This window comes from Streptomyces sp. NPDC090119 (assembly GCF_044747085.1).
GTDB lineage: Bacteria > Actinomycetota > Actinomycetes > Streptomycetales > Streptomycetaceae > Streptomyces.
This window is the reverse complement of the sequence record NZ_JBIVDK010000005.1, coordinates 55,027-73,479: the sequence shown is the minus strand read 5'-3', so window position 1 is coordinate 73,479 and position 18,453 is coordinate 55,027. Positions and strand designations below refer to the sequence as shown.

Genomic DNA, 18,453 nt, shown 5'->3' with positions numbered 1-18,453 from the left:
CACAAGGGAGTTGAGGAGCCACGCGCTCCTCGCTCTGCGTAGCGCACCAGTACGATGGCCTGTGATCAGCACCCGGCGTGACTCAGCCGTACGCTCACGATTGAGGGATCACATGGCGGCCTTTTTCAGCGACCTCGCCCAGCAGTACATCGACGGCGAATGGCGGCCGGGCACCGGCTCCTGGGACGTCATCGACTTCAACCCCTACGACGACGAGAAGCTGGCCTCGATCACCGTGGCCTCGGTCGACGAGGTCGACCAGGCGTACCGCGCCGCCGAGCGCGTCCAGAAGGAATGGGCGCGCACCAGCCCCTACACCCGTCGCGCGGTCTTCGAGCGGGCCCTCGCCCTGCTCCAGGAGCGTGAGGAGGAGATCGCCGAGCTGATCGTCGCGGAGCTGGGCGGCACCCGCGTGAAGGCGGGCTTCGAGATCCACCTCGCCAAGGAGTTCCTGCGTGAGGCGGTCCACCTGGCGCTGAGCCCCGAGGGCCGCATCCTGCCCTCACCGGCGGACGGCAAGGAGAACCGCCTGTACCGGGTCCCGGTCGGCGTGGTGGGCGTGATCAGCCCCTTCAACTTCCCCTTCCTGCTGTCGCTGAAGTCGGTCGCCCCCGCGCTCGCGCTCGGCAACGGCGTGGTCCTCAAGCCGCACCAGAACACCCCGATCGCGGGCGGCACCGTCATCGCCAAGCTCTTCGAGGACGCGGGTCTGCCCGGCGGGCTGCTCAACGTGGTCGTCACCGACATCGCGGAGATCGGGGACGCCTTCCTGGAGCACCCGGTGCCGAGGGTCATCTCCTTCACCGGCTCCGACGGCACCGGCCGCCATGTCGCCACCGTGTGCGCCGCGCACTTCAAGCGGGCGGTGCTCGAACTCGGCGGCAACAGCGCCCTGGTGGTGCTGGACGACGCCGACCTCGACTACGCGGTCGACGCGGCCGTCTTCAGCCGGTTCGTGCACCAGGGGCAGGTCTGCATGGCCGCCAACCGAGTGCTGGTGGATCGTTCCGTCGCGGCGGAGTTCACCGAGAAGTTCGTCGCCAAAGTGCGCTCGCTGCCGGTCGGCGACCCGCGCGACCCGGCCACGGTCATCGGCCCGGTCATCAACTCCACGCAGGCGAACGCCCTTTCCGCCGTGGTCGAGCAGGCGCTCGCCGAGGGGGCGACGGCCCTGGTGCGCGGCCCGGTCGAGGGCAACCTGGTCGCGCCCAGCGTGCTCACCGACGTGCCCGAGGGGTCGGAGCTGCTGCGGCAGGAGGTCTTCGGGCCGGTCGTCTTCCTCGTCCCGTTCGACGGCGAGGAGGAGGCGGTCCGCATCGTCAACGACACCCCCTACGGTCTCAGCGGCGCCGTCCACACCGGTGACATCGAGCGCGGGGTGGCCTTCGCGCAGCGGATCGACACCGGCATGTTCCATGTGAACGACGGCACCGTGCACGACGAGCCGATCGTCCCCTTCGGCGGGGAGAAGCACTCCGGCCTCGGCCGGCTGAACGGCGAGACGACCCTCGAAGCCTTCACCACCACCAAGTGGATCTCGGTGCAGCACGGACGCAGCGGCTTCCCCTTCTGAGCCGCTGAACCGTTTCTGAGCCGCCGCGAGAAACGTCCGCCGTCACGGGCCATCGAGGACAGGATCTGACCTCGATGGCCCGTAGCTTCGTCGGTGTCGGGGCCGGACGGTTCCGGCGGGACCTCAGGAGAGGCGGACGATCATGGTTGCTCACGTGGGAGCCGAGGCGCCGGGAGACGAGCGCGGGGCACTGCTGGCCTTCCTGGAGGAGCAGCGCGGCGGTATCCGCCGGGCGATGCTGGGGGTCACGGAGGAGCAGGCACGGACCCGCCCCAGCGTGAGCGAACTGTCGCTGGGCGGGCTGCTGAAGCATGTCGTCGAGGTGGAGCAGGGCTGGGTCGCCCGCGCCCTGCGGGAGCCCGCGGCGGTACCCCGGGACGAGTCGAACTGGCACGAGTCCTTCCTGCTCACCGAGGACGAGACGGTGGCCGGGTTCCTGGCGTACTGGCAGCAGGTGGCCACCGCGACGGAGAAGCTGATCCGCTCCGCGCCCAGCCTGGACGACACCTTCCCGCTGCCCGAGGCGCCCTGGTTTCCGCCGGACGGCGCGGTCTCGCTGCGCTGGCTCTGTCTCCACCTGATCCGCGAGACGGCCCGGCACGCCGGACACGCCGACATCATCCGCGAGTCCCTGGACGGGAAGACGGCGTTCGAGCTGGTCGCGCTGGAGCGGCAGCAGGCGTCCTAGCGCTCAGTGGTGGAACCCGGTGGCCGCTTCCCGGTCACCGGTCGGCCCCTCCTGGCGGCGCAGGCCGGTCATGGCGCGGGTGAGGTCGGCGAGGAAGAGGTCGGCCAGGTCGTGGGAGAACCCGTTGCGGCACACCACCCGCAGCACGGAGAGGTCCTCCCGGTCCGGCGGGAAGGTGTACGCGGGCACCAGCCAGCCGTACTCCCGCAGCCGCCGGGAGACGTCGAACACGTCGTACGCGGTGACGTGGTCGGCGGTGGTGAAGGCGAACACCGGGAGCTGGTCGCCGCGGGTGAGCAGGCGGAAGTCGCCGAGCGCCTCGATCTTCCCGGCCAGGTAGGTCGCCACGTTCCGGGTCGAGCGCTGCACCGCGCGGTAGCCCTCGCGGCCCAGGCGCAGGAACGTGTAGTACTGGGCCGCGACCTGGGCGCCGGGGCGGGAGAAGTTCAGCGCGAAGGTGGGCATGTCGCCGCCCAGGTAGTTCACCCGGAACACCAGCTCCTCGGGGAGCGCCTCGGTGTCCCGCCACAGCGCCCAGCCGACGCCGGGATAGACCAGGCCGTACTTGTGGCCGGAGGTGTTGATCGAGGCCACGCGCGGGAGGCGGAAGTCCCAGACGAGGTCCTCGTCCAGGAAGGGAGCGACCATCGCGCCCGAGGCGCCGTCGACATGCACGGGTATGTCGAGGCCGGTGCGGTCCTGAAGGGCGTCCAGTTCGGCGCAGAGGTCGGCGATGGGCTCGTAGGAGCCGTCGAAGGTGGAGCCGAGGACGCCGACGACCCCGATGGTGTTCTCGTCGCACAGCTCGGCCGCCGCGCGCGGGTCGAGGTGGAAGCGGTCGCCCTCCATGGGGACGAGCCGGGGTTCGACCTCCCAGAAGTCGCAGAACTTGTCCCAGCAGACCTGGACGTTGACGCCCATCACCAGGTTCGGGCGGGCCCCCGGATACCGGTCGGCGTTCCGCTTGGACCAGCGGCGCTTGAGGGCCATCCCGGCGAGCATGCACGCCTCGCTGGAGCCGGTGGTGGAGCAGCCGACCACGGCCGAGGGGTCCGGGGCGTTCCACAGGTCGGCGAGGATCGCCACGCAGCGCCGCTCCAGCTCGGCGGTGCGCGGGTACTCGTCCTTGTCGATCATGTTCTTGTCCAGGCACTCCGCCATCAGCACCCCGGCCTGCGGTTCCATCCAGGTGGTGACGAAGGTGGCCAGGTTCAGCCGGGCGTTGCCGTCCAGCATGAGTTCGTCGTGCACCACCTGGTACGCCGTCGCGGGGGCCAGCGGCGCGTCCGGCATCCGGTGGGTGGGCGGGGCCTCGGTCATCCCGCTGACGGGGTCGGCGTCCCCGAAGAACGGGTTGACGGATATGTGACGTTCCCCGTGCTTCCTGGAACCTCGGTGCAGCGCCATGGACCATGCCTCCATCAGGGGGAGTTCCGGGGGAGTTCAGCGGATCGGGGTACCGTCCGCGCGCAACTGCATCTGCGGCCGCCCCGTCACCAGCAGCCACGCGGGCAGCGAGGCGATGCACAGCAGGGCGAGCACGGCGGGGGAGGCGACCAGGGCGGCGGCGGTGAACAGGCTGACCCAGCCCTGCCGGGTGACGGCCAGCAGCATGCCCAGCACTCCGGTGGACACCGTGACCGCGGGCTGCACGGCCGGGACCAGCGCGTGCGCGCACAGGCCCAGCGCGGCCCCGATGAACACGGACGGGAAGATCCGGCCGCCCCGGAACCCGCAGGAGGCCGCCACCACCAGTGCCGCCAGCTTCACCACCGCCAGCACCGCGAACTGGCCCGCCGACCAGCCGTCGGGGTCCCGCGCCAGCTCCCCGACCTCGGTGAGCCCCTTGAACAGCGTCAGATGCCCGCCCGCCGCCGCCAGCGCCCCCAGTACGAGCCCGCCCGCCGGGAGCATCAGCATCGGGTGCCGCAGCCGGTGGAAGGCGGCGTGGACGTAGGGGAAGACGTAGACGCCGCACATGCCGAGCAGCGCGGACGCCGAGGCGATCACCAGGGCGGCCAGCACGTCGTTCCAGCGGGGGTGGCCGAAGGGCGGCAGGCCCAGGTCGAAGGTGGGGCGGGCGACCAGGGTGGTGGTGATGGCACCGCAGGCGGCGGCGGTCAGCGGGGCGAAGAGGTTGTCCCAGAGCCGTCCGCGCAGCGGGCGCCCGGCCAGCGCTTCGGAGATCACCAGCGCCGCCGCGACCGGCGTGCCGAACAGCGCTCCGATGGTGCCCGCCTCCGCCAGCACCGGCCACAGCGAGTCCGGCGCTCGGCGCACCAGCTTCTGCCCGAGCCACATGGCGAGGCCGACGTTGACCGCGATGATCGGGTTCTCCGGGCCGAGGCTCGGCCCGCCCGCCAGCATCAGCCCCACCGCGAGCACCAGCCCCGGCAGCACCACCGGTGGCAGCACCGGCGCGTCCAGGCCCAGGGTCGCCGGGTCCGGACCGGCGTGACCGGGCACCTTCCACACCACCAGGCCGACCGCGACACCGGTGGCGAAGAGCATCACGAACATCCACAGCACCGAGTACCGGCCCACCCCCAGCGCGCCCGGTAGCGGTCCCCACAGCACGTGCTGGAGCTTCTCGGCGGCCGTGCTCACCCCGACGAAGACGAGGCTGGAGGCGATCCCCACCGTCACGGAGGGCAGGATCAGCGGCAGCAGCGCACGTGCCGGGGCCGTGGGAGCGGTCGGAGGCGGCTGCCGCGCGGTGTCCTGGGCCACGGGCTCACCATAAGCGGACACAAAGGACACAACATCCTGAACGGAACGCGGCTTGCACCTCACGCGGCGTGAGGCGGCAGCGTGGTGTCCGGGCGGTCACGGCGACGACAGGGAGCGGGAAGTGGGCTGGTCGGTGGGGCAGGTCGCGGGATTCGCCGGGATCACGGTGCGCACGCTGCACCACTGGGACGAGATCGGACTGCTGGTGCCCGGCGAGCGCACCCACGCGGGACACCGGCGCTACACCGACGCCGACCTCGACCGGCTCCAGCGGGTCCTCTTCTACCGGGAACTGGGCTTTCCGCTGGACGAGGTGGCCGTACTGCTGGACGACCCGGCGGCGGACCCGCATTCCCACCTGCGCCGGCAGCACGAGCTGCTGACCGCCCGGATCGAGAGGCTGCGGCAGATGGCCGAGGCCGTGGAACACGCCATGGAGGCACGCAGGATGGGCATCGACCTCACCCCCGAGGAACGCTTCGAGGTCTTCGGGGACAAGGACCCCGCGCGGTACGCCGAGGAGGCGGAGCAGCGCTGGGGCGGCACCGAGGCGTACGCCGAGTCGCAGCGCCGCACCGCCCGCTACAGCAAGGAGGACTGGAAGCGCCTCCAGGCCGAGATGGACGACTGGACCGGCCGCTACACGGCCCTGATGGCCGCCGGTGACACGCCCCGAGGCGAGGCCGCGATGGACCTGGCCGAGGAGCACCGGCAGCACATCAGCCGCTGGTACTACGACTGCCCGCCCGCCATGCACCGCTGTCTGGGTGACATGTACGTCGCCGACGAGCGCTTCAGGGCGTTCTACGACTCCACGCGCGACGGCTTCGCCCAGCATCTGCGCGACGCGATCGCCGCCAACGCCGACCGGCACGAGGCATAGGGCGCGCACCGGTCCTGGCTCACTCCCGGGCCAGGACCACCGCCGTGCCGTAGGCGCACACCTCGGTGCCCAGGTCGGCCGCCTCGGTGACGTCGAAGCGGAAGGCCACCACCGCGTTGGCGCCCCGCGCGCGGGCCTGCTCCACCAGGCGCTCCATGGCCTGGTTGCGGGTCTGCACCAGGGTCTTGGTCAGGCCCTTCAGCTCGCCGCCGATCATCGATTTCAGCCCGGCGCCGATCTGGCTGCCGAGGTGGCGCGAGCGCACGGTGAGGCCGAAGACCTCGCCGAGCACCCGCTCCACCCGGCGTCCGGGCACGTCGTTCGCGGTCACCACCAGTACGTCCGGCTCGGGCCCCTGGCCGCCGCCGTAGTCTTCGAGTCCCATGACGCACAGCTTTGCGCCGGTCGTCGCACAGTGCATTCTGGGACGGCCGGTGGAACCTGGGCCGACCACGAAGCGTTGATAGCTTTGGGCGGCCACCCACGCATCGCAGCCGCCGTCGCCGCCCTCTTCCCCCCTCAGGAGCCCGGACCCGTGATGACACTCGCCCTCGGCCCGAGCTGGCTCGACCCCAACTACCTGCTGAGCACCTACAGCATCTGGGGTCTGCTGCTCATCGTCTTCGCCGAGTCCGGCCTGCTCATCGGCTTCTTCCTGCCGGGTGACTCGCTGCTGTTCACCGCCGGTCTGCTGATCACCTCCGGCAAGCTGGACTTCCCGCTGTGGGGCGCCATCGCGCTGATCTGCGTCGCCGCGATCCTGGGCGACCAGGCGGGCTACATGTTCGGCAAGAAGGTCGGCCCGTCCCTGTTCAACCGGCCCGACTCGCGCCTGTTCAAGCAGGAGAACGTGATCAAGGCGCACGAGTTCTTCGAGAAGTACGGCCCCAAGTCCCTGGTCCTGGCCCGCTTCGTGCCCATCGTGCGCACCTTCACGCCGATCATCGCGGGCGTCAGCGGGATGCGGTACCGCTCGTTCCTGACCTTCAACGTCATCGGCGGTGTGCTGTGGGGCGCCGGGGTGACGCTGCTGGGCTCCTGGCTCGGCAACATCGGCGTCGTCAAGGACAACATCGAGGCGATGCTCATCCTCATCGTCCTGATCTCGGTGGTCCCGATCGCCATCGAGTTCCTGCGCGCCCGCGGCAAGAACAAGCGCGCGCAGCGCGAGGCCCCCGAGCAGTCCGGGTACGAGCACCCGCAGGCCCCGGCCATGGACGACTCCACCACCCAGCTCCGCCGCATCGAGCCCGACCAGCCCCACGAGGACCCGTACGGCCGCCCCTACGAGCAGCAGGCCGCCCCGCACCATCCCCAGCAGCAGCACTGGCAGCAGGGCTACGGCGACCAGCACCAGGGCGGCCAGGGCTACCCCGGCCAGGGCCAGGGCGGCTACGGCCAGCAGCCCCAGCAGGACCCGTACTACGGCCAGCAGCCCCAGCAGCAGCCGCAGTACGACGGCTACGGCCACCCCCAGCAGCCGCAGCACCCCCAGCACCCCCAGCAGCCCTACCCCTACGGGTACGACCAGGGCGGCCACCGCCCCCAGTAGGGCAGGCGCCCTAGAAGCCCCTGGTCCGCTTGGCCGCGCGGCGCTTGCCCGCGGAGCCGATCCGCAGGGTGAGCCGGGAGATCTCGGCACCCAGGTTCACCCCGATGGCGATGGCCATGGCCAGTGACACGGCCTTGGCCAGCGACACCAGCCCCTTGTCCACCTCGCTCTGCGCGATGGACAGCAGACCGAAGTACGTGGCCGAACCGGGCAGCAGCGGGCCGATCGCGGCCGTGGTGAAGGGCAGCGCGGACGCGAACTGGTACCGCGACAGCAGCTGCCCGAACAGGCCCACCAGACCGGCCGCCACCGCCGTGGACGCCACCGGTGAGATGCCCGCGGTGTAGTGCAGCGCGCCGTACACCGACCAGGCGACACCGCCGTTGAGCGTCACCCACAGCACGGTGGACCGCTCCTGCTGGAGCAGCACCGCGAAGGTCAGCGACAGCACCATCGACGCCACGATCTGGACCACCGGCCGGGACGGGATGTTCACCAGCGCGTCCGGGTTCAGCCGACCGCCGATCTGCACCCCGAAGTACAGGATCGTCAGCACGCCGATGACGATGCCGACGAAGAAGTACATGACCTCCAGCAGCCGGGCGGCGGCGGTGATGTAGAAGCCCGTCAGACCGTCCTGCACGCCCGCCACCAGGGCTCTTCCGGGCAGCAGCGCGAACAGTCCACCGGTTATCACCGCGGACGCCTTCACGTCGACGTGCGCCAGCGAGAACGCCACCCCGATCGCGGCGGGCGGCATCGCCGCCACCGTGAACTGGTAGAACTCCGGCAGCCCGCGCCCCGCGCACAGCCACGCCAGCCGGTCGCCCAGCATCGCGCCCAGCGCCGCCGCGATGAACACGATCACGTCACCGCCGACCAGCACGGCGGCCGCACCCGCCAGCAGCCCGCTCGCCAGGGTCAGCGCCCAGCCGGGGTAGGGGTGCCGGTTACGGCGCATCTCCGCCAGCCGGCCGTACGCCTCCTCCAACGAGACATGGGCCTCGGTGTCCGTGAGGTCGTCCACCAGCCGGAAGACGGCCGCCAGCCGGGTGTAGTCGGTGCCGCGCCTGCGGACCGTCCGGGACGCCGTCACCGGGTCCTCCACCAGGGAGGGCTGATGGGTGATCGACAGCAGCGTGAAGGTCACCGTCGGCTCGCAGCGGTCCAGCCCGTAGGACCGGCACACCGCGAACATCGCGGCCTCCACGTCCTCGGCGCCCTCACCGCCCGCGAGCAGCAACTCGCCGATACGCAGGGTCAGGTCGAGCACGCGCGGGACCGCGGGGCCCTCGTCCTCGGCGCGCACCACCGGCTCCAGCGCCGGACGGTCGGCCACCGGCATGCGCAGCATCGTGCGCATCCGGTCCTGCCAGGGCGCGTCGGTGATCAGCGTGATCATCGGGACGCCCGTCGCGGGGGTGAACGCGGCCGGGGCGTCCTTGACGCTGTACGTGTGCGGCATGTTGAACGCCGAGCCCTCCGGCTCGGCCTCCGCCTGCGCCCCCTCGTAGCCCCGGGGCAGGGAGAACTCGGACGTCGTCTCCGACTCGCCGCCCGTCCTGGCGACCGCGAGCCCCTCCGGAATGGCGAACTCGGACGTGATCTCCGGGTCGTAGGAGGCCCGTGCCTCGTCCGACCGGGGCTTGCGGTCCTCCGCCTCCGACACCTCTCACCGCTCCCTGAATGGCACGTTCCGATTACGCCTCAGTATGCGCGTGAAAACACGAGCGGGCCGCACCACCCCCGCCGGGATGGCACGGCCCGCTCAGATGAGGAAGGGCAGGTCAGTGACCGCCCTGCTCCTCCAGGCGCTTGTACGAGCGCTCGATCTCCTCCTCGGCCTCCTGGCGGCCCACCCAGTTGGCGCCCTCGACCGACTTGCCCGGCTCCAGGTCCTTGTAGACCTCGAAGAAGTGCTGGATCTCCAGGCGGTCGAACTCCGACACGTGGTGGATGTCGCGCAGGTGCTCCACCCGGGGGTCGGTGGCCGGGACGCACAGCAGCTTGTCGTCGCCGCCCGCCTCGTCCGTCATCCGGAACATGCCGATCGCGCGGCACTTGATCAGGCAGCCCGGGAAGGTCGGCTCGTCCAGGATGACGAGGGCGTCCAGCGGGTCGCCGTCCTCGCCGAGGGTGTTCTCGACGAATCCGTAGTCGGTCGGGTAGGCGGTCGAGGTGAAGAGGCGACGGTCCAGGCGGATCCGACCGGTCTCGTGGTCCACCTCGTACTTGTTCCGCGAACCCTTCGGGATCTCGATCGTGACGTCGAACTCCACCGGTGACTCCTCCATGATCAGCGCATAGTTCTGGTGATTAAGTGTCCCTCACGCAGGAGTGTGATCGCGAAAGGGGCTGGTGGTCGTGCCGGAGCTGGGACCTTTGCGGGCCGCGAGACCGCATGTGAAGCGGCTCGCGGACGCCCTACGACCGAGTCTGGCGCACACGGCGTCCGTCGTGAAACCGCGTCTTGCGCGGTTGACGTCCGCCCTGCGTCCCGGACCCGGCCTGCCTGGTCCCAGGCCCTCTCGGACCGGGTGGTACACCGCCTCGGCGGCCACCGCCGGACTGGCGCTGGCCGTCGGCGCCGTGGCCGTCGCCGGACCCTTCGACGGCGCGGGTCAGCGTACGGCGGAGCGGGACCGCGCGGTCGCCCTCACGCTCGCACGTGGCACAGATCACGACGGCGGCGGCGTCCGGGCGGGCGGTCCCGACACCGTCCCCAGCGCCCCGCCCGTGCTGCGCGCGCTCGGCGGAGCCGCGGAGCCCGCCACGTCCGGCAAAGTCCCGCCGAGCGGCATCGCGGGCGTCCTGGGCCCCCTGCTGGCCGACCCCGCCCTCGGCGACGGCCAGGCCGCGGCCGTGGTGGACGTGGCCTCCGGCACCCGCCTGTACGGCGCCCACTCCGGCCAGGCGTTCACCCCCGCGTCCACCACCAAGATCGCCACCGCCGTGGCCGCGCTGTCCGCGCTCGGCCCCGACCACCGCCTCACCACCCGCACCGCGTTCGAACCCGACACCGGCGAACTCGTCCTGGTCGGCGGCGGCGACCCCACCCTCACCGCGCACCGGGCGGGCGGCGGCTGGGCCAGCCTGCGCACCCTGGCCACCGACACCGCCGCCGCGCTGAAGAAGCGCGGCGTCACGAAGGTCACGCTGTCCTACGACACGACCCTGTACTCCGGCCCCTCCCGGCACCCGATCGGCGTCAACGACAACCTCGCCGAGGTCACCCCCCTCACCGCCGACGAGGGCCGCACCGACGGCTCCGGCAGCGGACCCGTGACCCGCGTGGCCGACCCCGCCGCCGAGGCCGCCCGCACCTTCGCGGGCCTGCTGAAGGAGGCGGGCGTCACCGCCACCCCGCCCGGCCCCTCCAAGGCCACCGGCCGCGCGACGACCCTCGCCACCGTCTCCTCGCCCCCGCTGTCCGACGTGGTCGAGCGGATGCTCACCAACAGCGACAACGACATCGCCGAGGCACTCGCCCGGCAGACCGCCCTCGCCTCCGGGCAGCCCGGCAGCTTCGCGGGCGGCGCCAAGGCCGTCGCCGCCCGGCTGACCAAGCTCGGACTGCCGATGCGCGGCGCCGCCTTCCACGACGGCAGCGGCCTCGACCGGAACGACCGGCTCACCGCCGACCTCCTGACCTCCCTGCTCGCCACCGCCGCCGACCCCGCCCGGCCCGGCCTGCGCCCGGTCCTCACCGGCCTGCCCGTCGGCGGCTTCACCGGCACCCTCGCCGAGCGCTACGCCGACGGCGGCGCCGCCGGTGTCGTCCGCGCCAAGACCGGCACCCTGACCGGCGTCAACTCCCTGGCCGGGACGGTCGTCACCAAGGACGGCCGCCTGCTGTCCTTCGCCTTCCTCACCTCGGGCACCACCGACCCCCAGTCGGCCCAGTCGGCCCTGGACCGCACGGCCACGACCCTGGCCGGGTGCGGCTGCGGCTAGGGCCTGTCTTCCGGATCAGGCCGGCTCGGGCCGAGGGCGCCTTCAGGCCGACCTGAGCGGGGTCTGGTGCGTGCAGCTGCAAGGCGGAGGAGGGAGTCGACGCGGAGTGTCGGCGAGTGACGACAACGCGGCAGATGTGCGTGCCAGACCCCGCGACCCCGGCAAGATCCGGAAGACAGGCCCTCGCCTCCGGCGGTTCGACGGGACCCGGCCGGGCGCACCCGGGTGCTCCTGGCGGAGTGGGCGTCCGCGCGGGAAATGCCAGGGGAGGCGGGCCGTCGAGCCCGGCGGACACCTGGAGCCCCGGCGCCCGGGCCGTGGCGCCGCCGGTGCGTGTCGGCCTGCCGGGCCGGGGCGGTCGGCCACGCCGTGCGGTGCGGGCGCGGGTTCGTCCCGCGGACACCGGCGTCCGTTCCCCCCGGGAGCCCGCCGCCACCGGCGTCCCCTCCGGCCCGTCCGACGGACTCCCCGGAGAGCGGGGGCTCACGTACCGTTGACGCATGACGAGCTTCGGTGGCACCGCTTCTCAGGGGATGGTCGACTGGAACCTCGCGGTGGCGACCGCGACGCGGCTCGTGCGGCCGGGGCCGGACATCAGCAGGGACGAGGCCAGGGCGGTCGTCGCGGAACTGCGCCGACACGCCAAGGTCTCCGAGGAACACGTACGGGCGTTCACCCGCATGGGCACCGGGGACGTCCACGACACCCCCGTACTGGTCGTCGACCGGCCCGGCTGGGTGCGGGCCAACGTCGCGGGCTTCCGCGAACTGCTCAAGCCCCTGCTCGACAAGATGCAGGAGCGGCGCGGCCCCGGCGCGGGCAACGCCGTCCTCGGCGCCGTCGGCGGCAAGGTGACCGGCGTCGAACTCGGCATGCTGCTGTCGTTCCTGTCCTCCCGCGTCCTCGGCCAGTACGAGACCTTCGCCCCGGCCGCCCCCGACCTCCCGTCAGGAACCACCCCGGGCGGCGGCGGCAGGCTGCTGCTCGTCGCGCCGAACATCGTCCACGTGGAGCGCGAACTCGACGTCGACCCGCACGACTTCCGGCTCTGGGTGTGCCTGCACGAGGAGACCCACCGCACCCAGTTCACCGCCGTCCCCTGGCTCCGCGACCACCTGGAGGGCGAGATCCAGGCGTTCCTCGCGGAGACCGACGTCGACCCGATGACGTTCCTCGAACGCATCCGCGACGCCGCCCAGTCGCTCGCCGGGGGTCGCCCCGAGGGGGAGCAGGAGGACGGCGGACGCTCGCTGGTGGAGCTGGTGCAGACCCCGGCCCAGCGGGAGATCCTCGGCCGCCTCACCGCCGTCATGTCCCTGCTGGAGGGGCACGCCGACTTCGTCATGGACGGTGTCGGCCCCGAGGTCGTGCCGAGCGTCGCCGAGATCCGCGAGAAGTTCCAGCAGCGCCGCGCCAAGGGCGCCTCCCGCCTCGACCTCGCGCTGCGCAAGCTCCTCGGCCTCGACGCCAAGCTGCGCCAGTACCGCGACGGCGAGCGCTTCGTCCGCGCGGTCGTCGGCGAGGTCGGCATGGACGGCTTCAACCGGGTGTGGACCTCGCCCAACACGCTCCCCACCAAGGCCGAGATCTCCGACCCGGCCGGCTGGGTCGCGCGCGTGCACCGCACGACCGACCTTTAAGGCACGACCGACCCTTAAGAGCGGTGCGGGCGGACGGACGGCAGGGAAACGCCCCTCCAATCACCCGTCCGAGGGACCGTCAGCCATGCGTAGGCGTGCAATGCTCGGGGAAGGGCCCGCTTCTGTCACCATCGACGCACTCTGAGTGACCGGACTTCGGGCTCGTCCCCCGAAACTTCATGAAGGGAACCGGACATGGGTCCCCATCCCGCGGTCGCGGCGATACGCCTGGCGGTCCGCCGCGTCCTCCACGACATCGCCACCGGCCAGGCCGCCGAGCACGGCACCACCGGCCACGGCTCCGTGGCCGTCGCCCGCCGCACCACCGGCCCGGGCGGCCCGGGCGGTCCCGGCACCGCGCAACGCCACCGGGGCCCCGCCCCCGCCACCGCCCCGCTCGTGCTCGTCGCCTGCTCCGGCGGCGCCGACTCCATGGCGCTCGCCTCCGCCCTCGCCTTCGAGGCCCCCCGCCTCGGCCTGCGCGCGGGCGGCGTCACCGTCGACCACGGCCTCCAGCCCGGCTCCGCCCTGCGCGCCGACGAGGTCGCCCTCAGGATGCGCGAACTCGGCCTCGCCCCCGTCGAGTCCGTCGCCGTCACCGTGGGCCGCGAGGGCGGCCCCGAGGCGGCCGCCCGCGACGCCCGGTACGCCGCCCTGGACGCCGCCGCCGAACGCCACGGCGCCGCCGCCGTCCTGCTCGGCCACACCCGCGACGACCAGGCCGAGACCGTCCTGCTCGGCCTCGCCCGCGGCTCCGGCATCCGCTCCCTGTCCGGCATGGCCGCGGTCTCGGGGGCCGACGGCCGTTACCGGCGCCCGTTTCTCCAACTGGACCGGCAGACCGCCCGCAAGGCATGCCTGGTCCAGTCCCTGCCCGTCTGGGACGACCCGCACAACACCGACCCCGCCTACACCCGGTCCCGGCTGCGCCACGAGGGCCTGCCCGCGCTGGAGAAGGCGCTCGGCAAGGGCGTCGTGGAGGCGCTCGCCCGCACCGCCCAGCTCTCCCGCGACGACGCCGACGCCCTGGACGCCTGGGCGGGCCAGGCCGAGTCCTCCGTACGCGACGCGGAGGGCGAGCTGGAGTGCGCCAAGCTGTACGCGCTGCCCCCCGCCGTCCGCCGCCGCGTGCTGCGCCGGGCCGCCATCGAGGCCGGTGCCCCGGCCGGTTCGCTCTTCGCCCGGCACATCGAGGAGATGGACCGCCTGATCACCGCCTGGCGCGGCCAGGGAGCCATCAATCTGCCGGGCAAGGTCGGCGCCCGGCGGCAGGGTGGCAGACTGGTGATTCGGCAAGGCTGAAATCCGACCCCCGGAGCCCGACTCCGAAGGGCCGGGCCTGCCGGTGGCCGCCGGCGCGGCCGTAAGTGCGGGACGACCGAAAGTGATGCGGGTGGACGCGAAAGACATGGGTGCCGACCTCCAGCGGGTGCTCATCACCAAGGAAGAGATCGACGCGAAGCTGGCCGAGCTGGCCGCGAAGATCGACGCGGAGTACGCGGGCAAGGACCTGCTGATCGTCGGTGTCCTCAAGGGCGCCGTCATGGTGATGGCGGACCTGGCGCGCGCGCTGTCCACCCCCGTCACGATGGACTGGATGGCCGTGTCCTCCTACGGCGCGGGCACCCAGTCCTCCGGTGTCGTCCGCATCCTCAAGGACCTCGACACCGACATCAAGGGCCGGCACGTCCTGATCGTCGAGGACATCATCGACTCCGGGCTGACCCTGTCCTGGCTGATCAACAACCTCGGCTCGCGCGAGCCCGCCTCCCTGAAGGTGTGCACGCTGCTGCGCAAGCCGGACGCCGCCAAGGTCTCCATCGACGTGGAGTGGGTCGGCTTCGACATCCCGAACGAGTTCGTCGTCGGCTACGGCCTCGACTACGCCGAGAAGTACCGCAACCTCCCGTTCGTCGGTACGCTCGCGCCCCACGTCTACGGCGGCTGAGCCGGGCGGGCCGCACCGCCGGGGAAGATCGGGAACCCCGGCGGGCTCCGCGACGTTGGAGCATTGGAAGACGGGCCGTGGTCCGTCCGGACCGCCGAGTGCGGCTGCGGACGTCGAGGCTGGGGTACCGTCAGAAGAACTGTCTTATCAAACTCACTGTGGCAGGAGGGACGGGGCGTCACCGCTCCGTATGGATGGACGTGAAGCGATACTTCCGTGGGCCGGTCATGTGGATCGTGCTGGCCGTCCTTGCCGTGGTCGTGTTGATGCAGGTCGTCGGCAATTCCGGCGGCTACAAGACGGTGGACACCGGCCAGGTCGTGGCGGCGATCAACGACAACAAGATCAAGTCGGCCAAGCTCACCACCGGTGACGAGCAGACCATCAAGGTCACGCTCAAGGACGGCGTCAAGGTCAAGGACAGCTCGAAGATCCAGGCGAGCTACATCGGCGACCAGGGTGTGGCACTCGCCCAGACCCTGCAGACCAAGTTCCAGGACAAGCAGATCACCGAGGGATACACCGTCTCTCCGGCGAAGCAGAGCCCGTTCGTCGGCGTGCTGCTCTCGCTGCTGCCCTTCGTCCTGATCGTGGTCGTGTTCCTGTTCCTGATGAACCAGATGCAGGGCGGTGGTTCGCGGGTCATGAACTTCGGCAAGTCCAAGGCGAAGCTCATCACCAAGGACACGCCGAAGACCACCTTCTCCGACGTCGCGGGCTGCGAAGAGGCCGTCGAGGAGCTCCACGAGATCAAGGAGTTCCTCCAGGAGCCGGCCAAGTTCCAGGCCGTCGGCGCCAAGATCCCCAAGGGCGTGCTGCTGTACGGCCGCCCGGGTACCGGCAAGACCCTGCTGGCGCGTGCCGTCGCGGGCGAGGCCGGGGTGCCCTTCTACTCGATCTCCGGTTCCGACTTCGTCGAGATGTTCGTCGGTGTCGGTGCCTCCCGAGTGCGTGACCTGTTCGAGCAGGCCAAGGCGAACGCCCCGGCGATCGTCTTCGTCGACGAGATCGACGCGGTCGGTCGGCACCGTGGTGCCGGGCTCGGCGGCGGTCACGACGAGCGCGAGCAGACGCTGAACCAGCTGCTGGTCGAGATGGACGGCTTCGACGTGAAGGGCGGCGTCATCCTGATCGCCGCCACGAACCGGCCCGACATCCTCGACCCCGCCCTGCTGCGTCCCGGTCGTTTCGACCGGCAGATCGCGGTCGACCCGCCGGACCTCCAGGGCCGCCTGGAGATCCTCAAGGTCCACCAGAAGGGCAAGCCGGTCGCGCCCGACGTCGACCTGGCCGCCGTCGCCCGCCGGACCCCCGGCATGACCGGCGCCGACCTGGCCAACGTGCTCAACGAGGCCGCGCTGCTCACCGCCCGCGGTGACCAGAAGCTGATCGACAACAAGGCGCTGGACGAGGCGATCGACCGTGTGGTCGCGGGCCCGCAGAAGCGGACCCGGATCATGTCGGACAAGGAGAAGAAGATCACCGCGTACCACGAGGGCGGACACGCCCTGGTCGCGGCGGCCTCGCCGAACTCCGACCCCGTCCACAAGATCACCATCCTGTCCCGGGGCCGTGCCCTGGGCTACACGATGGTGCTCCCGGACGAGGACAAGTACTCGACCACGCGCAACGAGATGCTCGACCAGCTCGCCTACATGCTGGGCGGACGCGCCGCCGAGGAACTGGTCTTCCACGACCCGACCACCGGCGCCGCGAACGACATCGAGAAGGCCACCAGCGTGGCCCGCGCGATGGTCACCCAGTACGGCATGACCGAGCGGCTCGGCGCCATCAAGTTCGGCGGCGACAACAGCGAGCCCTTCCTCGGCCGTGAGATGGGCCACCAGCGCGACTACTCGGAAGAGGTCGCCGGGCTGGTCGACGAAGAGGTCAAGAAGCTCATCGAGACCGCGCACAACGAGGCGTGGGAGATCCTGGTCGAGAACCGCGACGTGCTCGACAACCTGGTCCTGGCCCTCCTCGAGAAGGAGACCCTGGGCAAGGAGGAGATCGCCGAGATCTTCTCGTCGATCCACAAGCGCCCGCCGCGTCCGGCCTGGACCGGCTCCTCGCGCCGTACGCCGTCCACCCGCCCGCCGGTGCTCTCCCCCAAGGAGCTGGCACTGACCAACGGGGCGAACGGCGTGACGCCCGCGATCAGCACGGTCAAGTCCACGACGGCCGAGCCCGGCCCGGTCCCGGAGCAGACCCCCGAGGACCGTCCCGAGAGCTGACGCTCCCTCGGCCACCTGGCCGGAATGCATGCCGCGCCCCCCGGGTTCTAGCCTGGGGGGCGCGGCGTTTCACCATGTCCGCGCGCTGGACGCACAGGAACGAGGCACCACATGACCGACCCCGTGACGCTGGCCGGAGACGGCACCATCGGCGAGTTCGACGAGAAACGCGCCGAGAACGCCGTCCGAGAGCTCCTCATAGCCGTCGGCGAGGACCCCGACCGCGAGGGCCTCCTGGAAACCCCGGCACGGGTGGCACGGGCGTACCGGGAGATCTTCGCGGGGCTGCGGCAGCGGGCGGAGGACGTGCTGACGACGACGTTCGATCTCGGGCACGACGAGATGGTCCTGGTGAAGGACATCGAGGTCTACAGCACCTGTGAGCACCATCTGGTCCCGTTCCGGGGCGTGGCGCACGTGGGCTACATCCCCTCGGTCACGGGGAAGATCACCGGTCTGTCGAAGCTCGCCCGGCTGGTGGACGTCTACGCGCGCCGCCCGCAGGTGCAGGAGCGGCTGACCACGCAGATCGCGGACTCGCTGATGGAGATACTCGAACCGCGCGGCGTGATCGTCGTCATCGAGTGCGAGCACATGTGCATGTCCATGCGCGGCATCCGCAAGCCGGGCGCGAAGACGATCACCTCGGCGGTGCGCGGTCAGCTGCGGGACGCGACGACCCGCAACGAGGCGATGAGCCTCATCATGGCGCGCTGATCCCCCCAGGGACCCGGCGGCCCTCAGGCCGCCGGTTCCGTGCCGGTGGGTGGGGTGTCGTCGTCCTCGGGGAGGCGGCAGACGCGTTCGAGGAGGATGCCGGCCGCTATGACGGCGAAGCCGGCCAGGACCGCGAAACCGGCGTAGATGGCCTGGTCGCGGCGGGCGGGGATGTCGAGGAGCTCCAGCAGGAGGACGCCCGTGCCGCCGTAGACGCCGCTGACCAGGGCGGCGACCAGGGCGCTGGCGTGGCCGAAGACGACCGCGCGGGCGGCCATCATCGGGTCGACGCCCTTGGCGTCGGAGCGTCGCTCGCGCTGGGCCTTGAAGCGGGCGCGCAGGGAGAGCGCCGTGGCGAACAGGACCACGGCGATCAGGGCGAGCACGATGGGCGCGGCCACCGGTACGCCCGGCAGGGTCCCGAACGAGTTCCACAGGCGGGCGCCCGCCCAGGACAGGACTGCGGCGACGACGAACACGCCCGCCAGCACCCTGATGCGCAGCTGTTTCACGGTGTCCCTTCAGCTCCCCCGG

Annotated in this window: 16 protein-coding genes; 10 read left to right on the top strand and 6 right to left on the bottom strand. The window is 71.5% G+C overall.

All coding sequences use genetic code 11. From position 1 onward, the window contains the following. Positions 1–112 precede the first annotated feature (112 nt). Positions 113–1,573, top strand: a complete 1,461-nt coding sequence (locus tag ACIPPM_RS21760) for an aldehyde dehydrogenase family protein (protein ID WP_401450309.1) — start codon at positions 113–115, stop codon at positions 1,571–1,573. Between the two features lie 142 nt (positions 1,574–1,715). Beyond that, positions 1,716–2,261 carry a DinB family protein gene (locus tag ACIPPM_RS21755; protein ID WP_401450306.1) on the top strand — a complete coding sequence of 182 codons (546 nt, stop codon included), beginning with the start codon at positions 1,716–1,718 and terminating at the stop codon, positions 2,259–2,261. Between the two features lie 3 nt (positions 2,262–2,264). Here ACIPPM_RS21755 and ACIPPM_RS21750 read toward each other — a convergent pair whose 3' ends face one another. After that, entirely contained in the window at positions 2,265–3,668 is a 1,404-nt protein-coding gene (locus ACIPPM_RS21750) for a glutamate decarboxylase (RefSeq protein ID WP_401450304.1), read from the bottom strand. Between the two features lie 36 nt (positions 3,669–3,704). Continuing rightward, the gene (locus ACIPPM_RS21745) at positions 3,705–4,991 is read right to left on the bottom strand and encodes an ion channel protein (RefSeq protein ID WP_401450301.1); all 1,287 of its coding nucleotides are present in this window, start codon (positions 4,989–4,991) and stop codon (positions 3,705–3,707) included. Between the two features lie 121 nt (positions 4,992–5,112). Here ACIPPM_RS21745 and ACIPPM_RS21740 point away from each other — a divergent pair, with 121 nt between their 5' ends. Next, positions 5,113–5,874 carry a MerR family transcriptional regulator gene (locus ACIPPM_RS21740; RefSeq protein ID WP_401450298.1) on the top strand — a complete coding sequence of 254 codons (762 nt, stop codon included), beginning with the start codon at positions 5,113–5,115 and terminating at the stop codon, positions 5,872–5,874. 19 nt (positions 5,875–5,893) lie between these two features. Here ACIPPM_RS21740 and ACIPPM_RS21735 read toward each other — a convergent pair whose 3' ends face one another. Then, on the bottom strand, positions 5,894–6,259 hold the full coding sequence (locus tag ACIPPM_RS21735) for a YbjQ family protein (protein ID WP_130338306.1): 366 nt from the start codon (positions 6,257–6,259) through the stop codon (positions 5,894–5,896). A gap of 150 nt (positions 6,260–6,409) precedes the next feature. Between ACIPPM_RS21735 and ACIPPM_RS21730 the strand changes: the two genes are divergently transcribed. Continuing rightward, a complete protein-coding gene (locus ACIPPM_RS21730) occupies positions 6,410–7,426 on the top strand; it encodes a DedA family protein (protein WP_401450296.1) in 1,017 nt (338 codons plus the stop codon). A 10-nt stretch (positions 7,427–7,436) separates the two neighbouring features. On the opposite strand, the gene ACIPPM_RS21725 is transcribed toward ACIPPM_RS21730, so the two are convergent. Beyond that, positions 7,437–9,095, bottom strand: coding sequence for a threonine/serine exporter ThrE family protein (locus ACIPPM_RS21725; RefSeq protein ID WP_401450293.1), 1,659 nt, complete (start codon positions 9,093–9,095; stop codon positions 7,437–7,439). 118 nt (positions 9,096–9,213) lie between these two features. Then, entirely contained in the window at positions 9,214–9,705 is a 492-nt protein-coding gene (locus ACIPPM_RS21720) for an inorganic diphosphatase (RefSeq protein ID WP_401451455.1), read from the bottom strand. A gap of 124 nt (positions 9,706–9,829) precedes the next feature. Here ACIPPM_RS21720 and dacB point away from each other — a divergent pair, with 124 nt between their 5' ends. From dacB to folE, 6 genes are all read left to right on the top strand, one after another. Further along, positions 9,830–11,380 carry a D-alanyl-D-alanine carboxypeptidase/D-alanyl-D-alanine-endopeptidase gene (gene dacB, locus ACIPPM_RS21715; RefSeq protein WP_401451452.1) on the top strand — a complete coding sequence of 517 codons (1,551 nt, stop codon included), beginning with the start codon at positions 9,830–9,832 and terminating at the stop codon, positions 11,378–11,380. A 500-nt stretch (positions 11,381–11,880) separates the two neighbouring features. Further along, positions 11,881–13,020, top strand: coding sequence for a zinc-dependent metalloprotease (locus tag ACIPPM_RS21710; protein ID WP_401450291.1), 1,140 nt, complete (start codon positions 11,881–11,883; stop codon positions 13,018–13,020). Positions 13,021–13,215: 195 nt separating this feature from the next. Beyond that, complete coding sequence (gene tilS / locus ACIPPM_RS21705) at positions 13,216–14,322, top strand: tRNA lysidine(34) synthetase TilS (protein WP_401450288.1); 1,107 nt, start codon at positions 13,216–13,218, stop codon at positions 14,320–14,322. A gap of 85 nt (positions 14,323–14,407) precedes the next feature. Beyond that, positions 14,408–14,968, top strand: a complete 561-nt coding sequence (gene hpt / locus ACIPPM_RS21700) for a hypoxanthine phosphoribosyltransferase (protein ID WP_030811294.1) — start codon at positions 14,408–14,410, stop codon at positions 14,966–14,968. Positions 14,969–15,162: 194 nt separating this feature from the next. Continuing rightward, positions 15,163–17,202, top strand: coding sequence for an ATP-dependent zinc metalloprotease FtsH (gene ftsH, locus ACIPPM_RS21695; RefSeq protein ID WP_393593850.1), 2,040 nt, complete (start codon positions 15,163–15,165; stop codon positions 17,200–17,202). A gap of 111 nt (positions 17,203–17,313) precedes the next feature. After that, positions 17,314–17,919, top strand: a complete 606-nt coding sequence (folE, locus tag ACIPPM_RS21690) for a GTP cyclohydrolase I FolE (RefSeq protein WP_389004340.1) — start codon at positions 17,314–17,316, stop codon at positions 17,917–17,919. Between the two features lie 23 nt (positions 17,920–17,942). Here folE and ACIPPM_RS21685 read toward each other — a convergent pair whose 3' ends face one another. Next, positions 17,943–18,431 carry a DUF3180 domain-containing protein gene (locus ACIPPM_RS21685; RefSeq protein ID WP_401450285.1) on the bottom strand — a complete coding sequence of 163 codons (489 nt, stop codon included), beginning with the start codon at positions 18,429–18,431 and terminating at the stop codon, positions 17,943–17,945. Positions 18,432–18,453: the final 22 nt, after the last annotated feature.

Bases quoted from the DNA above. Each gene is read 5' to 3' on its own strand.
- ACIPPM_RS21760 (WP_401450309.1), top strand. From the start codon at position 113: ATGGCGGCCTTTTTCAGCGACCTCGCCCAGCAGTACATCGACGGCGAA.
- ACIPPM_RS21755 (WP_401450306.1), top strand. From the start codon at position 1,716: ATGGTTGCTCACGTGGGAGCCGAGGCGCCGGGAGACGAGCGCGGGGCA.
- ACIPPM_RS21750 (WP_401450304.1), bottom strand. From the start codon at position 3,668: ATGGCGCTGCACCGAGGTTCCAGGAAGCACGGGGAACGTCACATATCC.
- ACIPPM_RS21735 (WP_130338306.1), bottom strand. From the start codon at position 6,259: ATGGGACTCGAAGACTACGGCGGCGGCCAGGGGCCCGAGCCGGACGTA.
- ACIPPM_RS21710 (WP_401450291.1), top strand. From the start codon at position 11,881: ATGACGAGCTTCGGTGGCACCGCTTCTCAGGGGATGGTCGACTGGAAC.
- tilS (WP_401450288.1), top strand. From the start codon at position 13,216: ATGGGTCCCCATCCCGCGGTCGCGGCGATACGCCTGGCGGTCCGCCGC.
- hpt (WP_030811294.1), top strand. From the start codon at position 14,408: ATGCGGGTGGACGCGAAAGACATGGGTGCCGACCTCCAGCGGGTGCTC.
- ftsH (WP_393593850.1), top strand. From the start codon at position 15,163: ATGGACGTGAAGCGATACTTCCGTGGGCCGGTCATGTGGATCGTGCTG.
- folE (WP_389004340.1), top strand. From the start codon at position 17,314: ATGACCGACCCCGTGACGCTGGCCGGAGACGGCACCATCGGCGAGTTC.